This window comes from Hymenobacter sp. YIM 151858-1 (assembly GCF_025979705.1).
In the GTDB taxonomy this organism is placed as follows: domain Bacteria; phylum Bacteroidota; class Bacteroidia; order Cytophagales; family Hymenobacteraceae; genus Solirubrum.
Window position 1 is genome coordinate 619,778 of sequence record NZ_CP110136.1, and the last position, 19,488, is coordinate 639,265.

Sequence of the window (19,488 nt, forward strand, 5' to 3'; positions counted from 1 at the left end):
CGGCTTACTGCACTAGCTTCTCGGCCCGAAACACGTCGTCGGCGGCTTGCAGGAGCTTGGCGCGCAGCTTGGGATTGTAGTTGGGGTGCGCCTGCAGAAAGCTCCGGACTGTGGCCGCTGCGCTGGCCGTCTGGTAATTACCTAGGGTAGCCTGCAGCCAGGAGTAGGGGAAGAAGATGTCGCCGGTCAGCTGAATTTCTTCGAGCAGCTCGAGGCTTTGCGGCAGGTACTTCTCGGAGGTGCGCTGGCGCAAGGGGTGGTGCAGCGCACCTAGGGCCGAAAGCACCCACGCTTCCTTTTCGCGGTTGTGCTCGTCGCGCAGCGAGGCGAAAAACGCGTCGCGGGTGGCCACGTCGGGCGAGAGGGCGGGCATCAAAAACTGCAGGCGCTTTTGGCGGTCGGGGTTTTTGATGCGGGCCAGTTGCTTGGTCAGAATCTGTGGATCGGCAGCGTAGTCGCGCACGGCCAGCGCCTGCGCCAGCGAGGTGTAATCGTCTTCGGTAAGCGTAACGCCAGTAGGGGCCTGCTGCTTGTCCCAAACCTGGTACAGGCGCTGCTGGGCAGCGGGTGTGAGGGCAACCGATTGGTAGCTCTTGAACAGCAGCTTGCGGATGTTGGCCGACGAGTTTTGCGACATGGTACGCCACAAGTCAGCTTCGAGCGCCGGGGCAAGTGCAGAGCGTTCTTCAGGCTTCAGCAGCTTCCAGTAGATGTCGGAAAGCTGGCCGGTGAGCAGCTTCAGGTTCAGCTCTTCGATTTCGAGGGGAAGCTGTTGGCGGTACAGGTCGAGGAGCTGACGCGGGGGCAGCACCCGGCCGTTGAGCATGTTCTCGTAAAGGCTGATGTAGGCCGCGGCCCGCGCCACCGGGTTCGGCAGTTTGCCTAGGTTGGGCAGCAGCTGCTTATCGATGGGGAACACCCCGTAACCTAGGCCCGAGGAGTTGAACAAGACAAACGCCGGAGCTGGTTGGCCAGCCGCTTCCGCCAACTGCACCTGCCGCTCGTTCATGTTTACGGTCAGCTCCTTGCTGGTGCCGTTGGGGTATACCAGCAGCACCTCGAACACCTGCGGCCACAGGCGGTCGGAGTTGTCTTCGGCGCGCTGCGTGAGTTCGAGCTGGCTGATTTTGCCGCCTTGGGTTTGCAGCTTGTAATCAATGACGGGGCGGCCAGGCTGGTTTACCCACACCTGGTTCCAGGCCTGCAAATCGGCGGGCGTGCGGCGGTCGAGGATGCTGATGAGGTCGGGCCAGGTGGCGTTGCCGTGGGCGTAGGTGCGCAAGTATTCCTGCAAGCCCTGCCGGAAAGCTTCTTCGCCCATCAGCCGCTCGAGCTGCCGCATCATAATGGGCGCCTTGTGGTAGATGATGTTGCCGTAGAGCGAGCCGGCATCCTGCAGGTTGTTGAGCTCCTGCCGAATGGGGTTGGCGCCCTGGGTGCGGTCGATGCCGTACGCGGCCGGGAAGTGGTCGGTCACGAACTTGAGGTCGTAGTTGGAGCCCTCTACGGCCACCTGCGTGATTTTATCGGCCATGAAGTTGGCAAACACCTCCTTCATCCACACGTCGTTAAACCACTGCATCGTCACCAGGTCGCCAAACCACATGTGGGCGGTTTCGTGGGCGATGAGCGAGGAGCGGGCAATCTTCTGATCCTGCGTGGCGCCTTCGTCGAGGAACAGCGTGGAGGCTTTGTAGTCAATGGCGCCCACGTGCTCCATGCCGCCGTACTGAAAGTCGGGAATGGCCGCGAAATCGAACTTGCGGAAGGGGTACGGAATGCCCGTGTACGCCTCCATGAACTTCAGCGCATCGGCATGAATCTGGAAGATCGGGCCTAGGCTAAGCTGCAGTTTGCTGGGGTCGGTTTCGCGGTGCAACAGCTGCATGGTGCGCCCACCCGCCTCGCGCGACAACCGCGTGAACTTGCCCGCCACAAACGAGAACAAGTAGGTGCTGATGGTGTCGGAAGGGGCGAAGCGGTAGGTTTTGGTACCGGCCGTGGTTGTGGAATCCTGCACCGGTCCGTTGGCCAAGGCTTGCCAACCCTGCGGCACCGTAAGCTGCAGCTGAAAGCTGGCCTTCAGGTTGGGCTGATCGAACACCGGGAACACCGTGCGGGCGCGGTCGGGCACCAGCAAGGTGTAGAGGAAATCGTCGGAGCGGTTCAGCGACAAATCACCGGCTACAAACTCAATCTGCACGGTATTCGGGCCGCGCTTGAGCGCGCTGGCCGGCAGCACCAGGTGCTCGTCGCGGTGGTCGATGGCAACCTCTTTGCCGTTCACCACCACGCGCTTGAGGTGGTCAGTTTTCTCCTTAAAGTCGAGCTGCACGGGCTGGCTGGCGTCCTTAAGGTTAAACGACACCACCTCCGACGCAACCACCGGCTCGGCTTTGCGCTCGGGTACGCTTAGCTGCAGTTGGTACCCTAGGTTGCTGATGAGCTGTTTGCGTTGCTCAGCTAGCTGCAGCGAAACGCCCTTCTCCACGGGCACAGTCGTAGCGGTGGTTGGCGCCATGTTTTTTTGGCAGGCAGTAGCAAGCAAGGCAAGCATAAACCAGCTTGCCTGTTCATATTTACTGAAACGTATGTTCATCGGGCCAGATCAGTACCTAGGGAAGTAGTAAAAGTAGAAACACTAGGTCAGTGCTGGCGCTGCAACGTTTTGATTAATGCATAAAGGTTATTGTATTGTCGACAAGAACAGTGCAACAGGAAGAGCACAAGTTTCTAAATGCGTTTTAGAGAACGATGGCGTTAGTTGGCGACTTAACAACCGGCGATATCGGCGTGGCTGTTAAATAGAGCAGAAGCAAATTCCACAGCTGATACAATAAGTAGAATTGTAAGTAGCTTATCTGCCAACGACGCAGCCAATGAAGACAACGGTAGCAAATGGGAAAAATAGGAACAAACCCAACGCTATGGGGATACTGATTTTGATAACAACAGGAATGACGATCGGCGTGATGTGTTATAACAGTTGGTCTAATACACGTTTTATTGAGGAGAATGGATTGTACACTAATGGCATCATAAAGGATGTAAGGTATTTGAAGAGCGAATACACACATCGTATTCATTTTACATATAGTGGAAAAATGTACGAGTCCAGCGGTACATCTCAACAAAAGCATGTTCAAGGAGACACTATCCGCATTCGATTCAACCAAAACAACCCTGCGAAAGACGTAGTAATCATCGATTGAATTGTTTAGGGTAGCGGCTAAAGCCAGATGGAGGAGAATAGGATGAAACAAGCAGGCTGATAATACAAGCTGCGCTGGCAAGGGTAGGGAGTAACTTGCCTATGTTAGGCCAATGAATGAATACACCCCACCAAAGCCGCGAATGCAACCCGCCGTGCAGCTGTACCCGCTGGGCGATGCGGCCGTGGTGGTGGAGTTCGGCAACAGCATCAGCCCGGTCACGCACGAAACCGTGCAGGCATTTTGCCAGCTGCTCGAACAACAGCCGTTCGCTGGCTTGGTGGAGTATGTGCCGGCCTTCACCACCGTAACCGTGTATTACGACCCGTGGCTGCTCCGCCAGCAAGCTGCCACGCCCTACGACGCCGTGCTACAGCAACTCGAGCAGCTACTGCGCAGCGCCAATACCACCGCAGCACCGCCCGCCCACCGGCTAGTTGAAATACCCGTGTGCTACGGCGGCCAGCACGGCCCCGACCTAGGCTGGCTGGCCGATTACAAGCACCTTGCGCCCGAGCAAGTGGTGGCCCTACACGCAGCCCCCGAATATCTGGTGTATATGATTGGGTTTGCGCCCGGTTTCCCGTACCTGGGCGGGCTAGATGAGCAACTAACCGCCCCGCGTAAAGAGCAGCCGCGCCCCCTGGTGCCAGCCGGCACGGTAGGCATTGCCGGTAAGCAAACGGGCGTGTACCCGCTGGCCACGCCCGGCGGCTGGCAGCTGATTGGCCGCACGCCCTTGCGCTTGTTTCGCCCCGAAGCCGAGGTGCCCAGCCTGCTGCAAGCCGGCGACCGGGTGCGGTTCGTGCCCATTTCCGATAGCGAGTACCAGCGCCTGCAACAGCATGAGCTTTAGCATCATCAGCCCCGGCCTGCTCACCACCGTGCAAGACCTAGGCCGCGTGGGGTACCAAAAGCAAGGCATCATCGTGAGCGGCGCCATGGATGCCACGGCCCTGCGCCTCGCCAACCTGCTGGTGGGCAACCCCGAGAACACCGCCGGGCTGGAGCTAACCCTGCTCGGCCCCAAAATCCGCTTCGAAGCCGACCACCTCCTTGCCCTCACCGGCGCCGACCTTTCGCCCGCAATCGATGGTGAGCCGGTGCGCATGTGGCGGCCCATGCTGGTGCGCACCGGAGCGGTGTTGTCGTTCGGGGCACCTAGGGCGGGGAGCAGGGCGTACTTGGCCGTAGCCGGCGGGCTGACGCTGCCATCAGTGTTGGGAAGCCTTTCCACTTACCTGCGCGCTGGCTTGGGAGGGCTGCAGGGCAGGGCCTTGCGCAAAGGCGATGTGGTGCCTTGCGCCGAGCCAACGCCCAATACTGCGGCACTGATGCAGACCCTGGCAAGCAGTGCAGAAGCCCTAGGTCGGCGGTGGGCTGAAGCTAGCTGGGCACCCGATGCAACCTTGCTGCCTAGGTACGAAAGCAGCATCGAGGTACGCGTTACCACAGGCCCTGAGTACCACTTGTTTTCGGCTGAAAGCCAGGAAAATTTGTGGGCAGAAGAGTACAGCCTCAGCACCGAATCGGACCGCATGGGCTACCGCTTGCTTGGCCCGGGGCTGGCGCTGGAGCAAGCGCAGGAGCTGCTGTCGAGCGCCGTTACGTTTGCTACGGTGCAGGTACCGGCGGGCGGCTTGCCCATTGTGCTCATGGCCGATCATCAGACCGCCGGCGGCTACCCGCGCATTGTGCAGGTAATCACGGCCGATTTCTCGCGCTTGGCGCAGCTACCCCTAGGTGGTAAAATCCGCTTCCGGGAGGTTACCTTGGCCGAAGCGCAGCAGCTCTACCTGCAGCACGAACGACAACTACGTGCCCTGCGCGAGGGCATCCAACTGAAATTGCAGCATACATGAGCGCAAGCTTTACCGTTGATCTTAACTGCGACCTAGGCGAAAGCTTCGGGGCCTATCACCTCGGCGCCGACGAAGCCATTCTGCCCCACGTTACATCGGCCAACATTGCCTGCGGTTTTCATGCCGGCGACCCCGCCGTGATGAAGCGCACCGTGCGCCTTGCCCTGCAGCACAATGTAGCCATCGGCGCCCACCCCGGCCTGCCCGACCTGGTAGGTTTCGGCCGCCGCGAAATGGCCATTTCGCACGAGGAAGCACACGACATGGTTGTCTACCAATTGGGCGCGCTCGAGGCGTTTGTGCGGGCCGAAGGCGGCCGCATGCACCACCTCAAACCCCACGGCGCGCTTTACAACATGGCCGCCGTAAACGCCGCCCTCGCCGAGGCCATTGCCGAAGCCCTGTACCGCGTAAACCCCGAGCTGGTGCTCTACGGCCTGGCCGGCAGCGAGCTGATTAAAGCCGGCGCCAAGCTGGGCCTACGCACCGCCAACGAGGTGTTTGCCGACCGCACCTACCAGCAAAACGGCACCCTCACGCCCCGCCGCCAACCCGATGCGCTCATCACCGATTCGCAACTGGCCATACGGCAAGTAGTACGCATGGTGAAGGAGGGCAAAGTGCGCGCCCAGCAAGGCATGGATGTGGCCATGCAAGCCGATACCGTGTGCATTCACGGCGACGGTGCGCACGCCGTGGAGTTTGCGCAGCAAATCAGGCAGGTGCTACAGCACGAGGGCGTACAAGTGCAGGCCCCGCAGCCCCGCGCCACCGCATGAAGCAGCGGCACAACTGGGGCGTGCTGCTGGGCGCCGCCTTTCTGATGGCTACTTCGGCGGTAGGCCCGGGCTTTCTCACGCAAACCACCGTGTTCACCGAGTCGCTGGGCGCCAGCTTCGGCTTTGTTATCCTCACGTCCATCCTCATCGACCTAGGTGTGCAGCTGAATATCTGGCGCGTAATTGCCGTGGCCGAGCGGCGCGCGCAGGACATTGCCAACGCCGTGCTGCCGGGCCTGGGAGCGTTCATTTCGGTGCTGATTGTGCTCGGCGGCCTGGCCTTCAACATCGGCAACGTGGCGGGGGCGGGCCTGGGCCTGCAGGTGCTTACGGGCATGTCGGCCGAACTAGGGGCGGCTATTTCGGCGGCGCTGGCAATCGGGGTTTTTCTGGTGAAGGAAGCCGGCCGGGCCATGGACCGCTTCGCGCAACTCATGGGCTTGCTGATGATCCTGGTTATCATCTATGTAGCAGTTACCTCAGCCCCGCCCGTTGCCCAAGCGGCGTTGCGCACGGTAGCACCTAGCAAGATCGATCTGATGGCCATTGTAACGCTGGTGGGCGGCACCGTGGGCGGCTACATCACCTTTGCTGGTGGCCACCGCCTGCTCGATGCAGGCATAAAGGGGCAAGGCGCGCTGCCGCAGGTTACTTCCAGTGCGGTGTCGGGCATCACGGTGGCATCGGTTATCCGGGTGCTGCTGTTTTTGGCTTCCCTGGGTGTTGTCAGCAAGGGGCTGGCGCTGGATGCCGCCAACCCGCCGGCCTCGGTGTTTCGGCTGGCGGCCGGCAACCTGGGGTACAAGCTGTTCGGGGTGGTGATGTTTGCGGCCGCCATTACCTCGGTCATCGGCTCGGCTTATACCTCGGTGTCGTTTCTGAAGTCCTTTCACGCCAGCATCGGCCGCCACGAAAACCGCGTCATCATGGGGTTTATTCTGCTCTCCACGGTGGTGTTCGTGCTCGTGGGCAAACCCGTGAAGCTGCTGGTGCTGGCCGGGGCCGTCAACGGGTTTATTCTGCCCATCACGCTGGCTACCATTCTGGTAGCGGCTCACCGCCGCAACGTGGTAGGGGCGTACCGGCATCCGTGGTGGCTGACGCTCTGCGGGGTGCTCGTGGTGCTGGTAATGGCCTGGATGAGCGCGAGCGTGTTTGTTGAGCAGGTGCGCAGCTTGTAGCCGCCGAAACCAGGCAGCGCAGGTTTTTGCGGGCGTGGGTGTAATCTTTTGGGCCGAGCGGCGACTAATAAGCCAAACCACACCGCTATGCCGCTGGTAGCCCCGCCCGATTTCGTCGAAACCTTAGCCCAGTACCGGCCCATGCTTTGGCGTGTGTGCCGCCTGTACTGCCCGGCTTCGCCCGACGACCAGCGCGACTTGTACCAAGAGGTGGTGCTGCAGCTGTGGCAGGCCTGGCCCCAGTACCAGGGACGCGCCAAGCTCAGCACCTGGCTCTACCGCATTGCGCTCAACGTGGCCATTTCGGCTTTGCGCCGAGAGCGGCGTCGCCCCGCCGCCAGTGGGCTCGACACCGCTGCCCAGGAACTGCCCGCTCCCAACGCTGCCGGCCCCGATGCCGACGAGCTGGAACAACTCTACGCCGCCATCGAGCGGCTTTCCGATGTCGACAAAGCCCTGGTGCTGCTGCGCCTCGAAGAGCGGCCCGACGACGAAATAGCCGACATCCTGGGCATCACCGTGAACAACGTGCGCGTGAAAATGCACCGCGCCCTGCAACGCCTCCGTCAACTATTACCCCCGCACTAACCATGGACCTAGACCGCCTCAGCCGCAACTGGCAGCAACAGCACGTAGCTGCCCCAAACGCCGCCGTTCCGGCTGCTGCCCCCAGCAGTGCACTTAGCTTTCCGGTGGCACAAATGCAGCGCAACGCCTGGGCCGAGCTAATCGGTGCGGTGCTGTTCGGCGTGCCCATTATGCTTTGGGTATTCTCGCTCAGTTGGCGCTATGCCGCCTGGGCGGGTGGCTTGCTGGCTGGGCTGCAGCTGGTTACGGTGCTCTATCATTACCGGCAGCTGGCCTTGCTCCGCGGCATGCGCCAGCCGCTTGGCGCGCTGCGCCAGGTGCTGCCACCGCACATTGCCCAGCTACGCCAACTGCTGCGGCTGAATTACCAGCTGAGCATGTGGCTTACGGCGATGGTAGCGGTAGTAGTGTTGGCCGGCATGGTGCACTATGTGCTGCCTACGCTGCCCCCTGAAATTCAACCTAGGGTTTGGATTTGGTTGGTTCTGACAATTATGGTTAGCCTGCTGATGGTACACCTGTGCCTGCGCTGGCACTACAAGCACTCGTACGGCCAGCACCTGGCGCGCCTCGAAAGCACCCTGCACGACCTGAACGCAGAAGCCTAAGGGCCGCACAGGTTTCGGGCAACCGCCTTTACCAGAACCGGTTGGTGCACACGGCCTGCGCTTTTTTCTTGATCCGAAGCCCAAGCAATATCTCGTGGCTGCCGCCGTGGTAGCCCGCCAGCTCCGAGAGGCCGGCATCGTAGGAGTATCCTAGGGTGAACTGCTCGTAGCTGAGGCCCGCCATGGCCACCACCGAGTCGAAGGCGCGCCACGATACGCCGGCCCACAGCAAATCCTGGTACTTCACCTTGGCGTTCAGGTCGATGGACAGCGGCGAGGGGTTCACGGCCTTCAGCAGCACCGAGGGCACAAACGACCAATCCCGGCTGAGCGGCACGCGCACGCCGCCCGTCAGAAAGTAGTGGCGCTTGAGCACGTTGCCCGGCGCGCCCGACTCCAGCTGGTTGGGGCCGTAGGCAAAGTTGAGGCGGTTGCCCAGCAGCTGCGCCCCCGACACGCCCACGTAGAAGCGCGAGCTATACACCCACAGGCCCACGTTGGCATCGGGCACCCGCGAGGCGGCGCTGGGCGCCACGGTAGTGGGGTCGAAGAACTGCAGCTGCGAGCCATCGACGGCAAATTGCTGCAGGCCCACCGTGGCACCCAGGGCCGCGCGCAAATCGGGCCGCAGCACCAGGTTATAAGCGTAGGAGGCATAAAAGCCCGAGCGGCTGGTGGGCCCGGTTACGTCGCGGTACATAATGCCGCCGATGGCATGAAACGGCCGGCGCCGGTCGCGGAGGGTGCGCTTGCTGGTGCTGCGCCATTTGCCCAGCGAGGAGTTGGCCGTGAGGTAGTACGTTTTGGGCGAGCCCTCCAGGCCGGCCCACTGCGTGCGGTGGCTGGCTTTCACGTCGATGTAGTCCTCCACGCCCGTGGCGCCGGGGTTCAGCAGGTAGCTGTTCTGCATGTATTGGCTGTACTGCGCTTGCTGTTGAGCCCAGGCCGGCGCGGCGGCCAGCAGCAGCGGAAGCAGCAGTAGGGGTAAAGCTCTTTTCATAACCGTACGGGGGGCTTAAAGCCAGTCCAGAAAACAGGTGCTGCTGCCGCGCCGCCACCGGCCCGGCAGCACCTAGGGGGTTAGTACAGAATGGTAATCGAGCCGCTGTACGAGCGGCCCAGCGGCCCCTTCGTCACCACCACGTAGTAGTAGGTGCCCACCGGCGCCGGCTGCCCGTTGATGTCGCCGCGCCACTCGTTGGAGCGGCCGTAGTTGTTGGCCGAAAACACCCGGTTGCCCCAGCGGTTGAACACGCTCACGGTATTCTCCGGAAACTGCTCAATAAACTCAATTTGCCAGGTGTCGTCGCGCCCGTCGCCGTTGGGCGTAAAGGCGTTCGGAATGCGGATGGGCGGCCGCACCGTTACCGTCACCTGGTCGCTGTCGGCGCAGCCACCCTCGCCGGCCGAAAGCGTGTAGGTGGTGGTAACCGTGGGCGCGGCCAGCGGCCGGAGCGGGTCGTTGTCGGGGAAGGTCAGGCCCGTAGCGGGCGTCCAGCGCACGGGGTAGTTGCCATCGGCGCGGCCCTCCAGCCGCACGGAGTTGCCGGCCAGAATTTCGCGGTCGGGGCCGGCATCCACATCAACCGGCGGCTGAATGCGCACCGGTATGCCATTCGACACGGCCGCTACCGGCTGGGCGCACACGTTGGTGGTGCGCAGGCGCAGCGTCACGGTCTGGCCCTCGCGCAGGGTGGTGCTCGTAAACACCGGCCCCGTGGCGCCCGGTACGTCGGTGCCGTTCACCTGCCACTGGTACTCGGGCGCGGGGCCGGGGTTGGTTACGCTGGCAATGCTAAACGTAAGTGGCGCCCCCAGGCAAACCGGCCCGCCCGGCTGCACGGCAATGGCCAGGGTGGGCGGCGGCGTGGGCGTGCGCGTTACCGTAACGCTTGCAGTGGCCGGCCCGGTGCTGCACAGGCCCGCAGTAGGCGTTACCTCCACGCGCACCACGTCGTTGGTGGCCACGGTGCTGCTGACGAAGGTGGGCCCCGTGGCCACGGCCGCGTTGTTCACAAACCACCGGAAAGTAGGCGCGGCTCCCGCGTTGGTGGCCACGGCCGTAAACGTAAGCGGCGTGCCCGGGCACTGCACGGGCGGCTGCGCCAGGCTTACGGCGGGCGTAACCAGCGGCTCAACCCGTACCCGCACCACGTTCGAGAAGGCTGTGGCGCAGCTGCCCGTGCCGGAGGTTACCCGGCGGCGGAAGAACGTGGTAGCCGATAGCGGGCCGGGGGCAAACGTCTCGTTGGTGGCGCCGCCAATAGCCGTCCAGCTGGTGCCATCGGCCGAGGATTCCCACTGATACGCAAACGTGCCGGTGCCGCCCGAGGCCGGGGCCGTGCTGGTGAGCGGGGCCGGGGCCGTGCCTGCGCAAACGTCCTGGTCGGCCGCTATGCCACCCGCTACCAGGGGCGGCAGTACAGTTATTATTACCGAGTTTGAAGCCGGAGCCGTGCAGCTACCCGAGGTTACCAGCCGCCGGAAGTACGTGGTGGCGGTAAGCGGACCTAGGGTGAGCGTTTCGGCGGTGGCAGCGGCAATGTCGGTCCAGGTCGAGTTGTCGGGCGAGGACTGCCATTGGTAGGCAAACGAGCCCGTGCCGCCCGAGGCAGGCGTGGTGCTGGTGAGCGGGGCCGGCGTGGCACCTAGGCAAACCGTTTGCGGGCTGCCGATGCTGCCGGCCGTGAGGGCCGGCAACACCGTGATAATAATCACGTTGGAAGGCACCGGTCCGCAAACCCCAGCCGTTGCCTGACGGCGGAAGTAGGTGGTGGCCGACAGCGGACCGGGCGCAAACGTAGCCGCCGTGGCACCGCCAAGGGCCGTCCAGCTGGTGCCATCGGCCGACGACTCCCACTGATACGCGATGGTGCCCGCGCCGCCGCTGGCAGCCGCTGTGCTCGTGAGCGGCGCCGGTGTTGCGCCGAAGCACAGAGTTTGGCTGGCGGCAATGCTGCCAGCCGTAAGGGCCGGCAGCACGTTGATAACAACGCTGTTCGAGGCCACGCTGCCGCAGGTATTGGTGCTGATGCGGCGGAAGTAAGCGGTAGCCGTAAGCGCGCCCGGTGCCAGCGTAGCCGCGTTGGCTCCCGGAATATCGGCCCAGGTGCTGCCGTTGGGCGAGGATTGCCACTGGTAGGTAAAGGTGCCCGAGCCGCCCGAGGCCGGGGCCGTGCTGGTGAGCGGCGCGGGCGCCGTGCCGGCGCAAATGGTTTGGTCGGCGGCAATGCTGCCCGGCGCCAACGGGGGCAGCACCCGGATGATGACGGCCGGCGTTTCTACGGGCCCGCAGGGGCCGGAGCGCACTTGCCGGCGGTAGTAGGTAGTAGTAGTGAGCGGGCCCGGCGCAAAGGTTTCGGCCGTAGCGCCTGCAATGTCCGTCCAGGCGGTGCCGTCGGCCGACGATTGCCATTGGTAAGTGTAGCTGCCCGTGCCGCCCGTAGCAGCCACGGTGCTGGTGAGCGGCACCGGCGTAGCACCAGGGCAAATGTCCTGGTCGGCGGCAATGGAGCCAGCCGCCAAAGCCGGCGCTACCCTGATGGTTACCACGTTGGAAGCAACCGGTGCGCAGCTTCCCGAGCTTGCCTGCCGGCGGAAAAAGGTGGTGGCATTAAGTGCGGCTGGCGCGAAGGTGGGGCCGGTAGCGCCGCCAATAGCCGTCCAGCTGTTGCCATCGGCCGACGACTCCCACTGGTACGCGATGGTGCCCGTACCGCCCGAGGCCTCGGTCGTGCTGGTGAGCGGGGCCGGCGTAGCGCCCGCGCAGATGGTCTGGTCGGCGGCGATGGTGCCGGCCGTAAGGGCAGGTAATACGGTGATGGTAACGATGTTGGTAGGCGGGGCCGGGCAAGGGCCCGACGTAACCTGCCGCCGGAACGAAGTAGTGACGCTGAGCGGCCCCGGCGTGAGGGTTTCCGCAGTACCTCCCTGAACGGGCGTCCAGGTGGTGCCACCGTCAGCCGACGATTCCCAGCGGTAGGTAAACGTGCCCGCGCCACCCGAAGCCGGTACGGTGCTGGTGAGCGGGGCCGGCGTAGCACCGGCGCAAATGGTTTGGTTGGCGGCAATGGTGCCGGCATTCAGGGACGGCAGCACCGTGATGGCCACCGAGGCGGTAGCCCGCGGGTCGCAGTACGGGCCCGTGCCGCTGGGCAACAGCAGCTGCGCGCTTCGCCGGAAGTAGGTAATGCCAACGGGCAGGTTGGCAGGCGGCTGATACGTTGCGCCGGTAGCCCCGACGAGTGTAAAATTGACGTTATCCGTCGACGACTGCCACTGATACACTACCGGCAAACCGGCGTCGCTCGTGGCCGGGGCGGTGCTGGTAAGCGGTGCCGGTGCAGTGCCGGCGCACACCGTTTGCGGGGCCGCAATGCTGCCGGGGTCGGGTAGGTTTGGTACCCGGATAATGCCCCTGGTTTCGCGGCAAAAGCATTCGTTGGTTATCCGCAGCGTAACGGTGTAGTCGCCGGGCGTGGCGTAGGTATGTACGGGGTTTTGCTGATTTGATTTGGTGCCGTCGCCGAAGTCCCAGGAGTACACCAGGTTGGGCGCCTGCACCCCAAAACTGGCCTGGAAGGTAATCTGCCGGCAAGCCGTGATTTCGGCCCCGATACCCGCCCGCAGCAGGGAGCTTTGGTTGAAGTTGGGCAAGCCCAGGCCACCGCGGCGCCCGCCCAGGGTCAGGCTGTCGTCGGCGTAGGCAATGGCTTCACCTAGGGAGTCGGGGTAGGCGATGAAACCAATCGTAGTCTGGTTTTCGCGGGCCACGTAAATCTTGCCGTCGGGGCCGGCCTGCATCGAGCCCAGGTTTACCGGGGTGGTTTGCTTAAGCGGAATGCTCTGCTTGCTGGCCGGTATGTTGGTGGCCGTCAAATCGAACTGCAGCAGCTGGGGCGGGCTAAGCACGGTGGCGTAGAGGCGCGAGCGGCCCGGCGAAAACTCAACGCCGTAATACCGCCCCGCGCCGCTGTCCACCACGCGCCGGTTGCTGACCACGCCCGTGGCCGCATCAAAAGCAAACAGCTCCACGGTGCTGCTGCTGTCGCCCAGGGTTTCGCTGTAGCGGGCCACGGCCAGCTGCTCGCCGTCGGGGGTTACTTTCATCTGCCCGCGGTAGCCCTGGGGCCCTAGGTGCCGCGCCCCCACCTGAGAAATGATGGGTGGTAGCTGCACGCCCGCCGGCGTGATGCGGTAGGCCAGAAACGCGTCGCCGCGGTTTTCGGTGCCGGAGGTGGCCGGGCCGTAGCCGTGCACGATCAGCCACACATCGCAGCCGTTCTTGTGCTGCACGGCGGTCATCTTCTCGGCGGTGCCGCGCGTCAGGAGTGTGTTTTTGGTGGCGGCCACCACCTCGCCCTGCCCACCGGCCGGAATCACGATTTCGGAATAGCTGAGCCCTTTGGGGCCGCCCTGCGCATCCTGCGTAAACAGGTAGTAGGTACGGGGGCTTCCCGCGGGCACAATGCCCGGCTTGCGAATGGCCAGCGGGCCGTCGGTGGTAAGGCGGTTGCCGCCCAGGCCCGTGCCGTTGGGCATGATGCTGTGGTTGCGGCTCCAAACGGTGTCGCCGTTGCTGTAGAACAGCAAGGCGCCCGTGCCATCCGACATCACCCCGGAGCCGGCGGGCGCCACCATCTGCCCGTCGGTCAGCACCTTCGGCGGAATGGAGTCGGTGGCCTCGTTAAAATCAAGCCCCGCCTTGTAGCCGAAGTACCAGTTGTTGATATACTTCTCGTCCTCGCTGCACTCCGGCGGTGGGGTGGGCGCCTGGGCGTGGGCGGCGGGGGCAGCAGCCAGCAGCAGCAACAGCATCAGCAGCCAGCCGGCCGCCGCTTGCGCCCGGCGCCCGGCGCGCCGCCAACCGTGGCGGGCGGGCAGGGCAGGTTTCGCAACGGGCCGACAGGTGCTGGGGGTATCCGTTTGGGCAGGGTGGTAGAGCTCAGCGGGCATAGCGAGGCAGGTGGTAAGTAGCCGGACGGGTAAGCGGGTACTCAGCAAAAAAGCATCACTCCACTGCCCGGCAGGATCGGAGCTTGGCGAGCCGCAACGCTTGGCAAAGCGCGGCCACCAATGTCCCTAAGCTACACACTGCTCGTCAGGTTTATGCAATGTAATGTTTAAATAGTGCCAGATGAGCTTTCAGCCCGGTTTTGGGCGGGTTTCGGGCTTATTTGCTAAGGCTCTTTGGGTTAGTGGCCGTGGCAAGTGCTTCGTGGCTGAATTGGTGAGCGCAGCCGAAGCATCCCTACTGCTTCGTCTGAGATAGTCACAGCCCGTCATGTCGAGCGGAGCCGAGACACCTCGCTGGATAGTATTGTCATCCTGAGGCGCTAGCCGAAGGGCCTTCTCACGTGAGAACGACTTTCCCTAGGTCGTGTCATGCCGAGCTTGTCGAGGCATCTCGCGTGCTGACGCTGGATGGCATCTGCTCCCTCGCTTTTAGAGAGGGGCCGTGCCCCGGAGGGGGCCCGTGAGGCCCAACGTGATAAGGTCCTTCGCTTGGCTCAGGATGACAGTCCCTGATTAGTTACTATCCGGCATCAGCACGCGAGATGCCTCGACGGGGCTCGGCATGACGTTCAGGCGAAGCGGTAGAGGTGCTGCGACAAGCGCAGCATGACGTGCTGCGGATAGTTTTAACACAATCCCGATAAGCTTTTAGTAGCTGCCCGTAGCACCGCCGCCGCCGGCCTGGCCGCCGCCAAATGCAAAGGCCGGCTCGGCGGGTACGGCGGGTTTGTTGAGCTGCACCGTAACCAAGGCCTCCAGGTTCAGCGGGTCGGCGGCCTGAACGGGGGCCGCCGTGAGGCCGTGTTTGGGCTGGCGCAGGTAGCGCAGGGCCACGGCCGAGAGCAGCACCAGCACGGCGCCACCTAGGGTTAGGGCGGCTTCGGGCGGCAGCACCGAGCGGTAGTGGCGCACCGTGTAGAGCGAAAACGCCACCGCGAGCAGGCCTACGTGCAGCAACAGGCGGTTGTGCCGCTGCAGACCGCGCACCACGTACGCAACCGGAATAGCAGCCGTGAAAACGTAAAACAGCGGCGCGAAGCCGATCTGCACCGAGGTAGGCAAATCGTTGAGCGCGGCGTTGGCCTCGCGCACCACCAGGTAGTTGCCGCCCAGGTACGCCGTAACCAGCGCCAGGGCCGAGGTAAGCCTGATGCAGGTGCGGTAGTACAGGTAATCGGGGCGGCGCTTGAGTTGCTGAAGCGCCCCGTACGCGGCCCCCGAAACCAGCATCAGCACAAAGGGCAGCAGTACTTTGCCCAGGGCAAACTGCAGCGTGAACGTGGCCACCAGCAGCAGTATAGCGAGGTAGCACACGGCGGCCACCAGGGCATCGGCGTAGCGCACCACGGCGGCCAGCAGCAGGGCCACCACCGGCACCAGCAGCAGCCAGAACACGCCCCGGCCGATGAGCGCGTCGTCAAAGATTGGCAGGCCGAGAATGTGGTCGTAGAACAAGCCCAGGGCCGTGAGAAAAGCACCTAGGGCGAAGTACAGCAGGGCGTTATCGGTGCCGGAGTGGTAGAGGCGCGAGCTGCGGATGAAGGCATCGAGGGCCACCACGGTGCCCGCACCAAGCAGCAGGCAATCGACGAGCAGCACGCCTTCAAACTCTATTAAATGGCTGTCGGAAAGGGTGCTGCCGAAAATCAGCAGAAACAAGCCGCCCGCCATAAAGCAGCCAAACCACGTGAACAGAAACAGGCCAACCTTGATGAAGAAGTTGGGTTGGTAGAAATCGAGCGGGTAGGCCTGCACAATGGCCGCGGCCTGCACCTCAGAGAGCAGGCCGGTTTTCAGCCAGCGGCGGGCCCGGCGGCGCACCTCCTGGTTAAAGCTCCACGCGGGGTTATAAGCCTTCGGATTCATGGCCACGCACGATTTTCTTGATGTTTTTCAGGAGCCAGATAACGCCCGCCGCCGAGGCCGGGAAGTAGAGCATGGCGCAGTAAAAGGCCAGCGCCGAAATAAGGCTGCTGTCGATGGCGGTAATCAGCTCGATGAAGACGTAAGTAACCGCCACGTAGCCGTAGAGCGCGGCCAGCAGCACAAACAAGTAAGAGTGGCTGCGGCGGCCGTACCACCACAGCCCGGCGCTGAACGCCAGCAGCAAAACCACGCCCAGCGCCGCGGGCAGGTGCGCCGTTTCGTAGGAGCTGCGGAACAGCGAGGTAAGGGCGGCCAGCAAGGCCAGGTTGCTGCCCATCAGCACGTAGGTGTAGGCAAAGTGCGGCTTGCGCTGGTAGCGCTCCGAGGCCACACCGGCGGCCACTAGCGCAAGACCCAGTAACACGGCCACCACATCGAGGTAAGGCGCCGAAAAGTCGTTTTGCCTGAATACATCGGCCGGGGCGGCGGCCAGGCCCACCCACGCCGCCAGCGCCGTAATGCCCATGGCCAGTACCCCCCGATGATCGAAACGGTAGGCGCAGCCGAAAAACAGCAGCGCGGGCAGCAAGGGCAGCCACCCGTAGCGCGCGCCGAATACGCCGTACTGCGCCTGCAGGTAGCCCTCGAGCGTGAGGAACGTGAGGCAGCCGAGCAGCAGGGCGTAATCGGCAAACACCGAGGCCCTGGGTGCCTCGGCCCAGGTAAACGGCTGGCGGCGCCAGTAAGCGTAGCCAAACCCCGCCGCCGACACCAGCGCAATACCGGCTACAATCACGGCGTGGCTGATGCTGTCGAGGTTTTGGTAGAGGTAGATGCCCAGGCCCGTGCTGAGCAGCGTAACGCCCAACGACAAGAGCGCCCGCAGCTCGAAGTACAACGAAAACGGCCGGGTGCGCTCGTGCTCGGCCAGCGCCCGGGCGTGCTCCGGCGCGATGATTTGCCGCTGCTGCAGCGAGGCCAGGATGTTGGGGTCCATAAGCAGGGGATAACGGCCACCAATATAGGCTTTTGGCGATGCGTTGGGGTGCCAAGGCTTGTTCGGTTCGGAAGCACCTAGGGCAAGTGGCGCGGCTGAGCACCGAGCTGGCGAATTGGCGTGAGCGAACTGGCGCGCGTCTTAGCGCTTTCAGCGCGCGACTCGTGCCTGAGCATGGTTGGGAGTCTCCGACTCCCGTGCCGTGAACGACGCGGCCTAGGTGCCGGTGGCTTTTGAAAGGGCAGGCACCTCACGCGGGCATGCCGTGCCCCAGGTGCCGTGCAACGCCCGGGAGTCTGGAGACTCCCCTCCATGCTCGGGCACGAGTCGCGCGCTGAAAGCGCTAAGACGCGCGCCAGTTTGTTGCTTCACCTCGCGCCAACTGCCCCGGCTGGCATACCAAGCCGCCCGGGTGTAACTTCGTAACCTCGACAACAGCACGTGGAAGCGGCCGAAGCACACCGGAAAATCATTCACCTCGACATGGACGCGTTCTATGCCTCGGTGGAGCAGCGCGACAACCCCGCGCTGCGCGGCAAACCCGTGGCCGTGGGCGGCTCGCGGGAGCGGGGCGTGGTGGCGGCGGCCAGCTACGAGGCCCGGCAGTTTGGGGTGCGCTCGGCCATGCCCTCGGTGGTGGCGCAGCGCAAATGCCCGCAGCTGGTTTTCGTGAAGCCGCGCTTCGAGGTGTACAAGGAAGTATCGCGGCAGGTGCGGGCCATTTTTGCCGAATACACCCCGCTGATCGAACCCGTGTCGCTCGACGAAGCCTACCTCGACGTGACGCACAACCTCAAGCACATGGCCTCGGCCACGCGCATTGCCGAGCAAATCCGGGCCCGCATTTTCGAGCAGACGCAGCTGACGGCCTCGGCGGGCGTGTCGTACAACAAGTTTCTGGCGAAGCTGGCTTCCGATTACCAAAAGCCCAACGGCTTGTTCGTCATCAAGCCGCACGAAGGCCTGGCGTTTGTGGAGCCGCTGCAGGTGGGCGATTTTCACGGCATCGGGCCCGTTACGGCCGCGCGCATGAACCAGCTGGGCATTTTTACCGGGGCCGATTTGCGGCAGCAGTCCGAGCAGTGGCTGCGGCAGCACTTTGGCAAGGCCGGCTCGTACTACTACGCCATTGCCCGCGCCATCGACCACCGCCCCGTGGTAGCCGACCGCGTGCGCAAATCGGTGGGCTCCGAAAACACCTTCGAGCACGACCTGACGGAGTACGAGGAGCTGGTGGCCGGCCTGCAACCCTCCCTCGACGAAGTGTGGGAGTACTGCCAGCGCACCGAGGTACTGGGCCGCACCGTTACGCTGAAAGTGAAATACGCCGATTTCCAGCTCATCACCCGCAGCCGCACCAGCTTTGCGCTCATCAGCTCGCAGGCTTTGCTGGAGCGCCTGGTGCTGGAGCTGCTGGCGGGCCTGCTGCCCTTGCCCAAAGGCGTGCGCCTGCTGGGGGTGTCGCTCTCCAACCTCGATAACACCGACGACCTGGTGGGCCGCCAGCTGGTGCTCGATCTGTAAGCTACCTAGGGCACTGTGAGCAATAGGTGCAAGCGGCACTCGCATGCTGTTAGCCCGTCATGCTGAGCCCCGTCGAACCGAAGGTCGCCGTTAGGCAAGCATCTCTACCGCTTCGACGGGGCTCAGCACGACGGGCTTTGTACTTACCGCCCACCCAGGTTAGGGCTTGCCGGCGGCGCGGCGCACGCGGCTTTTGGTGGCTGTGGCGCGCTTGGGTTTGGGCTTTTTGCGGCGGCGGGCGGGTTGGCGCAGGCGTTCGGCTTTGCGCTCGGCCCGGGCCTCCAGGCGCTGCGGCATGCGCTGCATCAGGCGGGTGCGCACAAACTGCGCCAGCTGCGAGAGCGGAATGGAGTGGGCCGTATTCAGCAGCTTGGTAATGTCGCGGCGGCGCAGCAGGCCCACGTGGTACAGCCCTAGGTCGGCCAGAAACTCTTTTACCTCGGTGAGGCGCAGCAGGCCCGCCACGGCACCGCGCTGCACGGTGGCGTTGTAGCCCGGGGCGCGGTGGGGGCGCAGGCCCGCGGGCGTGGCCACCAGCACGCCCACCCACGCGGGCAGCAGCGGGAGCAGCTTGTCGAGGTGCTTTTCCGTGACGACGAACGTTACCAGGTCGTAGGCATTGGTGTAACAGGGCAGCTGCTTGGGCACCCGCTGCAGCGTGTCGTGGTCGCCTTTTATCTCGAAACCGTGCATGTAGTGCTCGGTAATGTGCACCACATCGGCGCGGGTGGTGCTGGTGGGCAGCTCATCCACGTACACGCCGCCTTGCAGCAGCGGGTAAAGCAGGGCTCGGATTTCGGGGTCGTTCATGCGGGGGAAGCGGCGTGCCGGCCGGCGCGCGGGGGCGGCACGGCCG

Annotated in this window: 13 protein-coding genes; 7 read left to right on the forward strand and 6 right to left on the reverse strand. The window is 63.7% G+C overall.

Annotation, left to right across the window (positions count from 1 at the left end):
- Nucleotides 1-4: 4 nt before the first annotated feature.
- The gene (locus OIS50_RS02560; protein ID WP_264692764.1) at nt 5-2,521 is read right to left on the reverse strand and encodes a M1 family metallopeptidase; all 2,517 of its coding nucleotides are present in this window, start codon (nt 2,519-2,521) and stop codon (nt 5-7) included.
- Nucleotides 2,522-3,354: 833 nt separating this feature from the next.
- Between OIS50_RS02560 and pxpB the strand changes: the two genes are divergently transcribed.
- The 6 genes from pxpB (at nt 3,355) to OIS50_RS02590 (ending at nt 8,230) form a co-directional block, all read left to right on the forward strand.
- A complete protein-coding gene (gene pxpB / locus OIS50_RS02565; RefSeq protein ID WP_264692765.1) occupies nt 3,355-4,068 on the forward strand; it encodes a 5-oxoprolinase subunit PxpB in 714 nt (237 codons plus the stop codon).
- On the forward strand, nt 4,058-5,074 hold the full coding sequence (locus OIS50_RS02570) for a 5-oxoprolinase subunit C family protein (RefSeq protein ID WP_264692766.1): 1,017 nt from the start codon (nt 4,058-4,060) through the stop codon (nt 5,072-5,074). Before pxpB ends, OIS50_RS02570 begins: the two co-directional genes overlap by 11 nt.
- Complete coding sequence (pxpA, locus tag OIS50_RS02575; RefSeq protein ID WP_264692767.1) at nt 5,071-5,853, forward strand: 5-oxoprolinase subunit PxpA; 783 nt, start codon at nt 5,071-5,073, stop codon at nt 5,851-5,853. The genes OIS50_RS02570 and pxpA overlap by 4 nt, the downstream gene beginning before the upstream one ends.
- Nucleotides 5,850-7,034: an NRAMP family divalent metal transporter gene (locus OIS50_RS02580; RefSeq protein ID WP_264692768.1), complete on the forward strand. Its 1,185-nt coding sequence runs from the start codon at nt 5,850-5,852 to the stop codon at nt 7,032-7,034. Before pxpA ends, OIS50_RS02580 begins: the two co-directional genes overlap by 4 nt.
- A gap of 87 nt (nt 7,035-7,121) precedes the next feature.
- Nucleotides 7,122-7,622: an RNA polymerase sigma factor gene (locus OIS50_RS02585; protein ID WP_264692769.1), complete on the forward strand. Its 501-nt coding sequence runs from the start codon at nt 7,122-7,124 to the stop codon at nt 7,620-7,622.
- Nucleotides 7,623-7,624: 2 nt separating this feature from the next.
- Nucleotides 7,625-8,230, forward strand: a complete 606-nt coding sequence (locus tag OIS50_RS02590; protein ID WP_264692770.1) for a hypothetical protein — start codon at nt 7,625-7,627, stop codon at nt 8,228-8,230.
- 28 nt (nt 8,231-8,258) lie between these two features.
- On the opposite strand, the gene OIS50_RS02595 is transcribed toward OIS50_RS02590, so the two are convergent.
- The 4 genes from OIS50_RS02595 to OIS50_RS02610 all read right to left on the reverse strand — a co-directional run bounded on the left by OIS50_RS02595 (nt 8,259) and on the right by OIS50_RS02610 (nt 17,108).
- Nucleotides 8,259-9,230, reverse strand: a complete 972-nt coding sequence (locus OIS50_RS02595) for a PorP/SprF family type IX secretion system membrane protein (RefSeq protein WP_264692771.1) — start codon at nt 9,228-9,230, stop codon at nt 8,259-8,261.
- A gap of 80 nt (nt 9,231-9,310) precedes the next feature.
- Entirely contained in the window at nt 9,311-14,185 is a 4,875-nt protein-coding gene (locus OIS50_RS02600; protein WP_264692772.1) for a T9SS type B sorting domain-containing protein, read from the reverse strand.
- Between the two features lie 708 nt (nt 14,186-14,893).
- Complete coding sequence (locus tag OIS50_RS02605; protein ID WP_264692773.1) at nt 14,894-16,111, reverse strand: hypothetical protein; 1,218 nt, start codon at nt 16,109-16,111, stop codon at nt 14,894-14,896.
- Nucleotides 16,092-17,108, reverse strand: a complete 1,017-nt coding sequence (locus OIS50_RS02610; protein ID WP_264692774.1) for a DUF2157 domain-containing protein — start codon at nt 17,106-17,108, stop codon at nt 16,092-16,094. The genes OIS50_RS02605 and OIS50_RS02610 overlap by 20 nt, the downstream gene beginning before the upstream one ends.
- 441 nt (nt 17,109-17,549) lie before the next feature.
- On the opposite strand from OIS50_RS02610, the gene dinB reads away from it, so the two are divergent.
- Complete coding sequence (gene dinB, locus OIS50_RS02615; protein ID WP_264692775.1) at nt 17,550-18,632, forward strand: DNA polymerase IV; 1,083 nt, start codon at nt 17,550-17,552, stop codon at nt 18,630-18,632.
- 159 nt (nt 18,633-18,791) lie between these two features.
- On the opposite strand, the gene OIS50_RS02620 is transcribed toward dinB, so the two are convergent.
- Nucleotides 18,792-19,442 (reverse strand): sce7726 family protein, encoded by a 651-nt coding sequence (locus OIS50_RS02620; RefSeq protein WP_264692776.1) that lies wholly within the window; start codon nt 19,440-19,442, stop codon nt 18,792-18,794.
- Nucleotides 19,443-19,488: the final 46 nt, after the last annotated feature.

Coding starts and splice junctions, on each gene's coding strand:
- OIS50_RS02560 (WP_264692764.1), bottom strand. CDS start 2,521: ATGGCGCCAACCACCGCTACGACTGTGCCCGTGGAGAAGGGCGTTTCG.
- pxpB (WP_264692765.1), top strand. CDS start 3,355: ATGCAACCCGCCGTGCAGCTGTACCCGCTGGGCGATGCGGCCGTGGTG.
- OIS50_RS02570 (WP_264692766.1), top strand. CDS start 4,058: ATGAGCTTTAGCATCATCAGCCCCGGCCTGCTCACCACCGTGCAAGAC.
- pxpA (WP_264692767.1), top strand. CDS start 5,071: ATGAGCGCAAGCTTTACCGTTGATCTTAACTGCGACCTAGGCGAAAGC.
- OIS50_RS02580 (WP_264692768.1), top strand. CDS start 5,850: ATGAAGCAGCGGCACAACTGGGGCGTGCTGCTGGGCGCCGCCTTTCTG.
- OIS50_RS02585 (WP_264692769.1), top strand. CDS start 7,122: ATGCCGCTGGTAGCCCCGCCCGATTTCGTCGAAACCTTAGCCCAGTAC.
- OIS50_RS02590 (WP_264692770.1), top strand. CDS start 7,625: ATGGACCTAGACCGCCTCAGCCGCAACTGGCAGCAACAGCACGTAGCT.
- OIS50_RS02595 (WP_264692771.1), bottom strand. CDS start 9,230: ATGAAAAGAGCTTTACCCCTACTGCTGCTTCCGCTGCTGCTGGCCGCC.
- OIS50_RS02600 (WP_264692772.1), bottom strand. CDS start 14,185: ATGCCCGCTGAGCTCTACCACCCTGCCCAAACGGATACCCCCAGCACC.
- OIS50_RS02605 (WP_264692773.1), bottom strand. CDS start 16,111: ATGAATCCGAAGGCTTATAACCCCGCGTGGAGCTTTAACCAGGAGGTG.
- OIS50_RS02610 (WP_264692774.1), bottom strand. CDS start 17,108: ATGGACCCCAACATCCTGGCCTCGCTGCAGCAGCGGCAAATCATCGCG.
- OIS50_RS02620 (WP_264692776.1), bottom strand. CDS start 19,442: ATGAACGACCCCGAAATCCGAGCCCTGCTTTACCCGCTGCTGCAAGGC.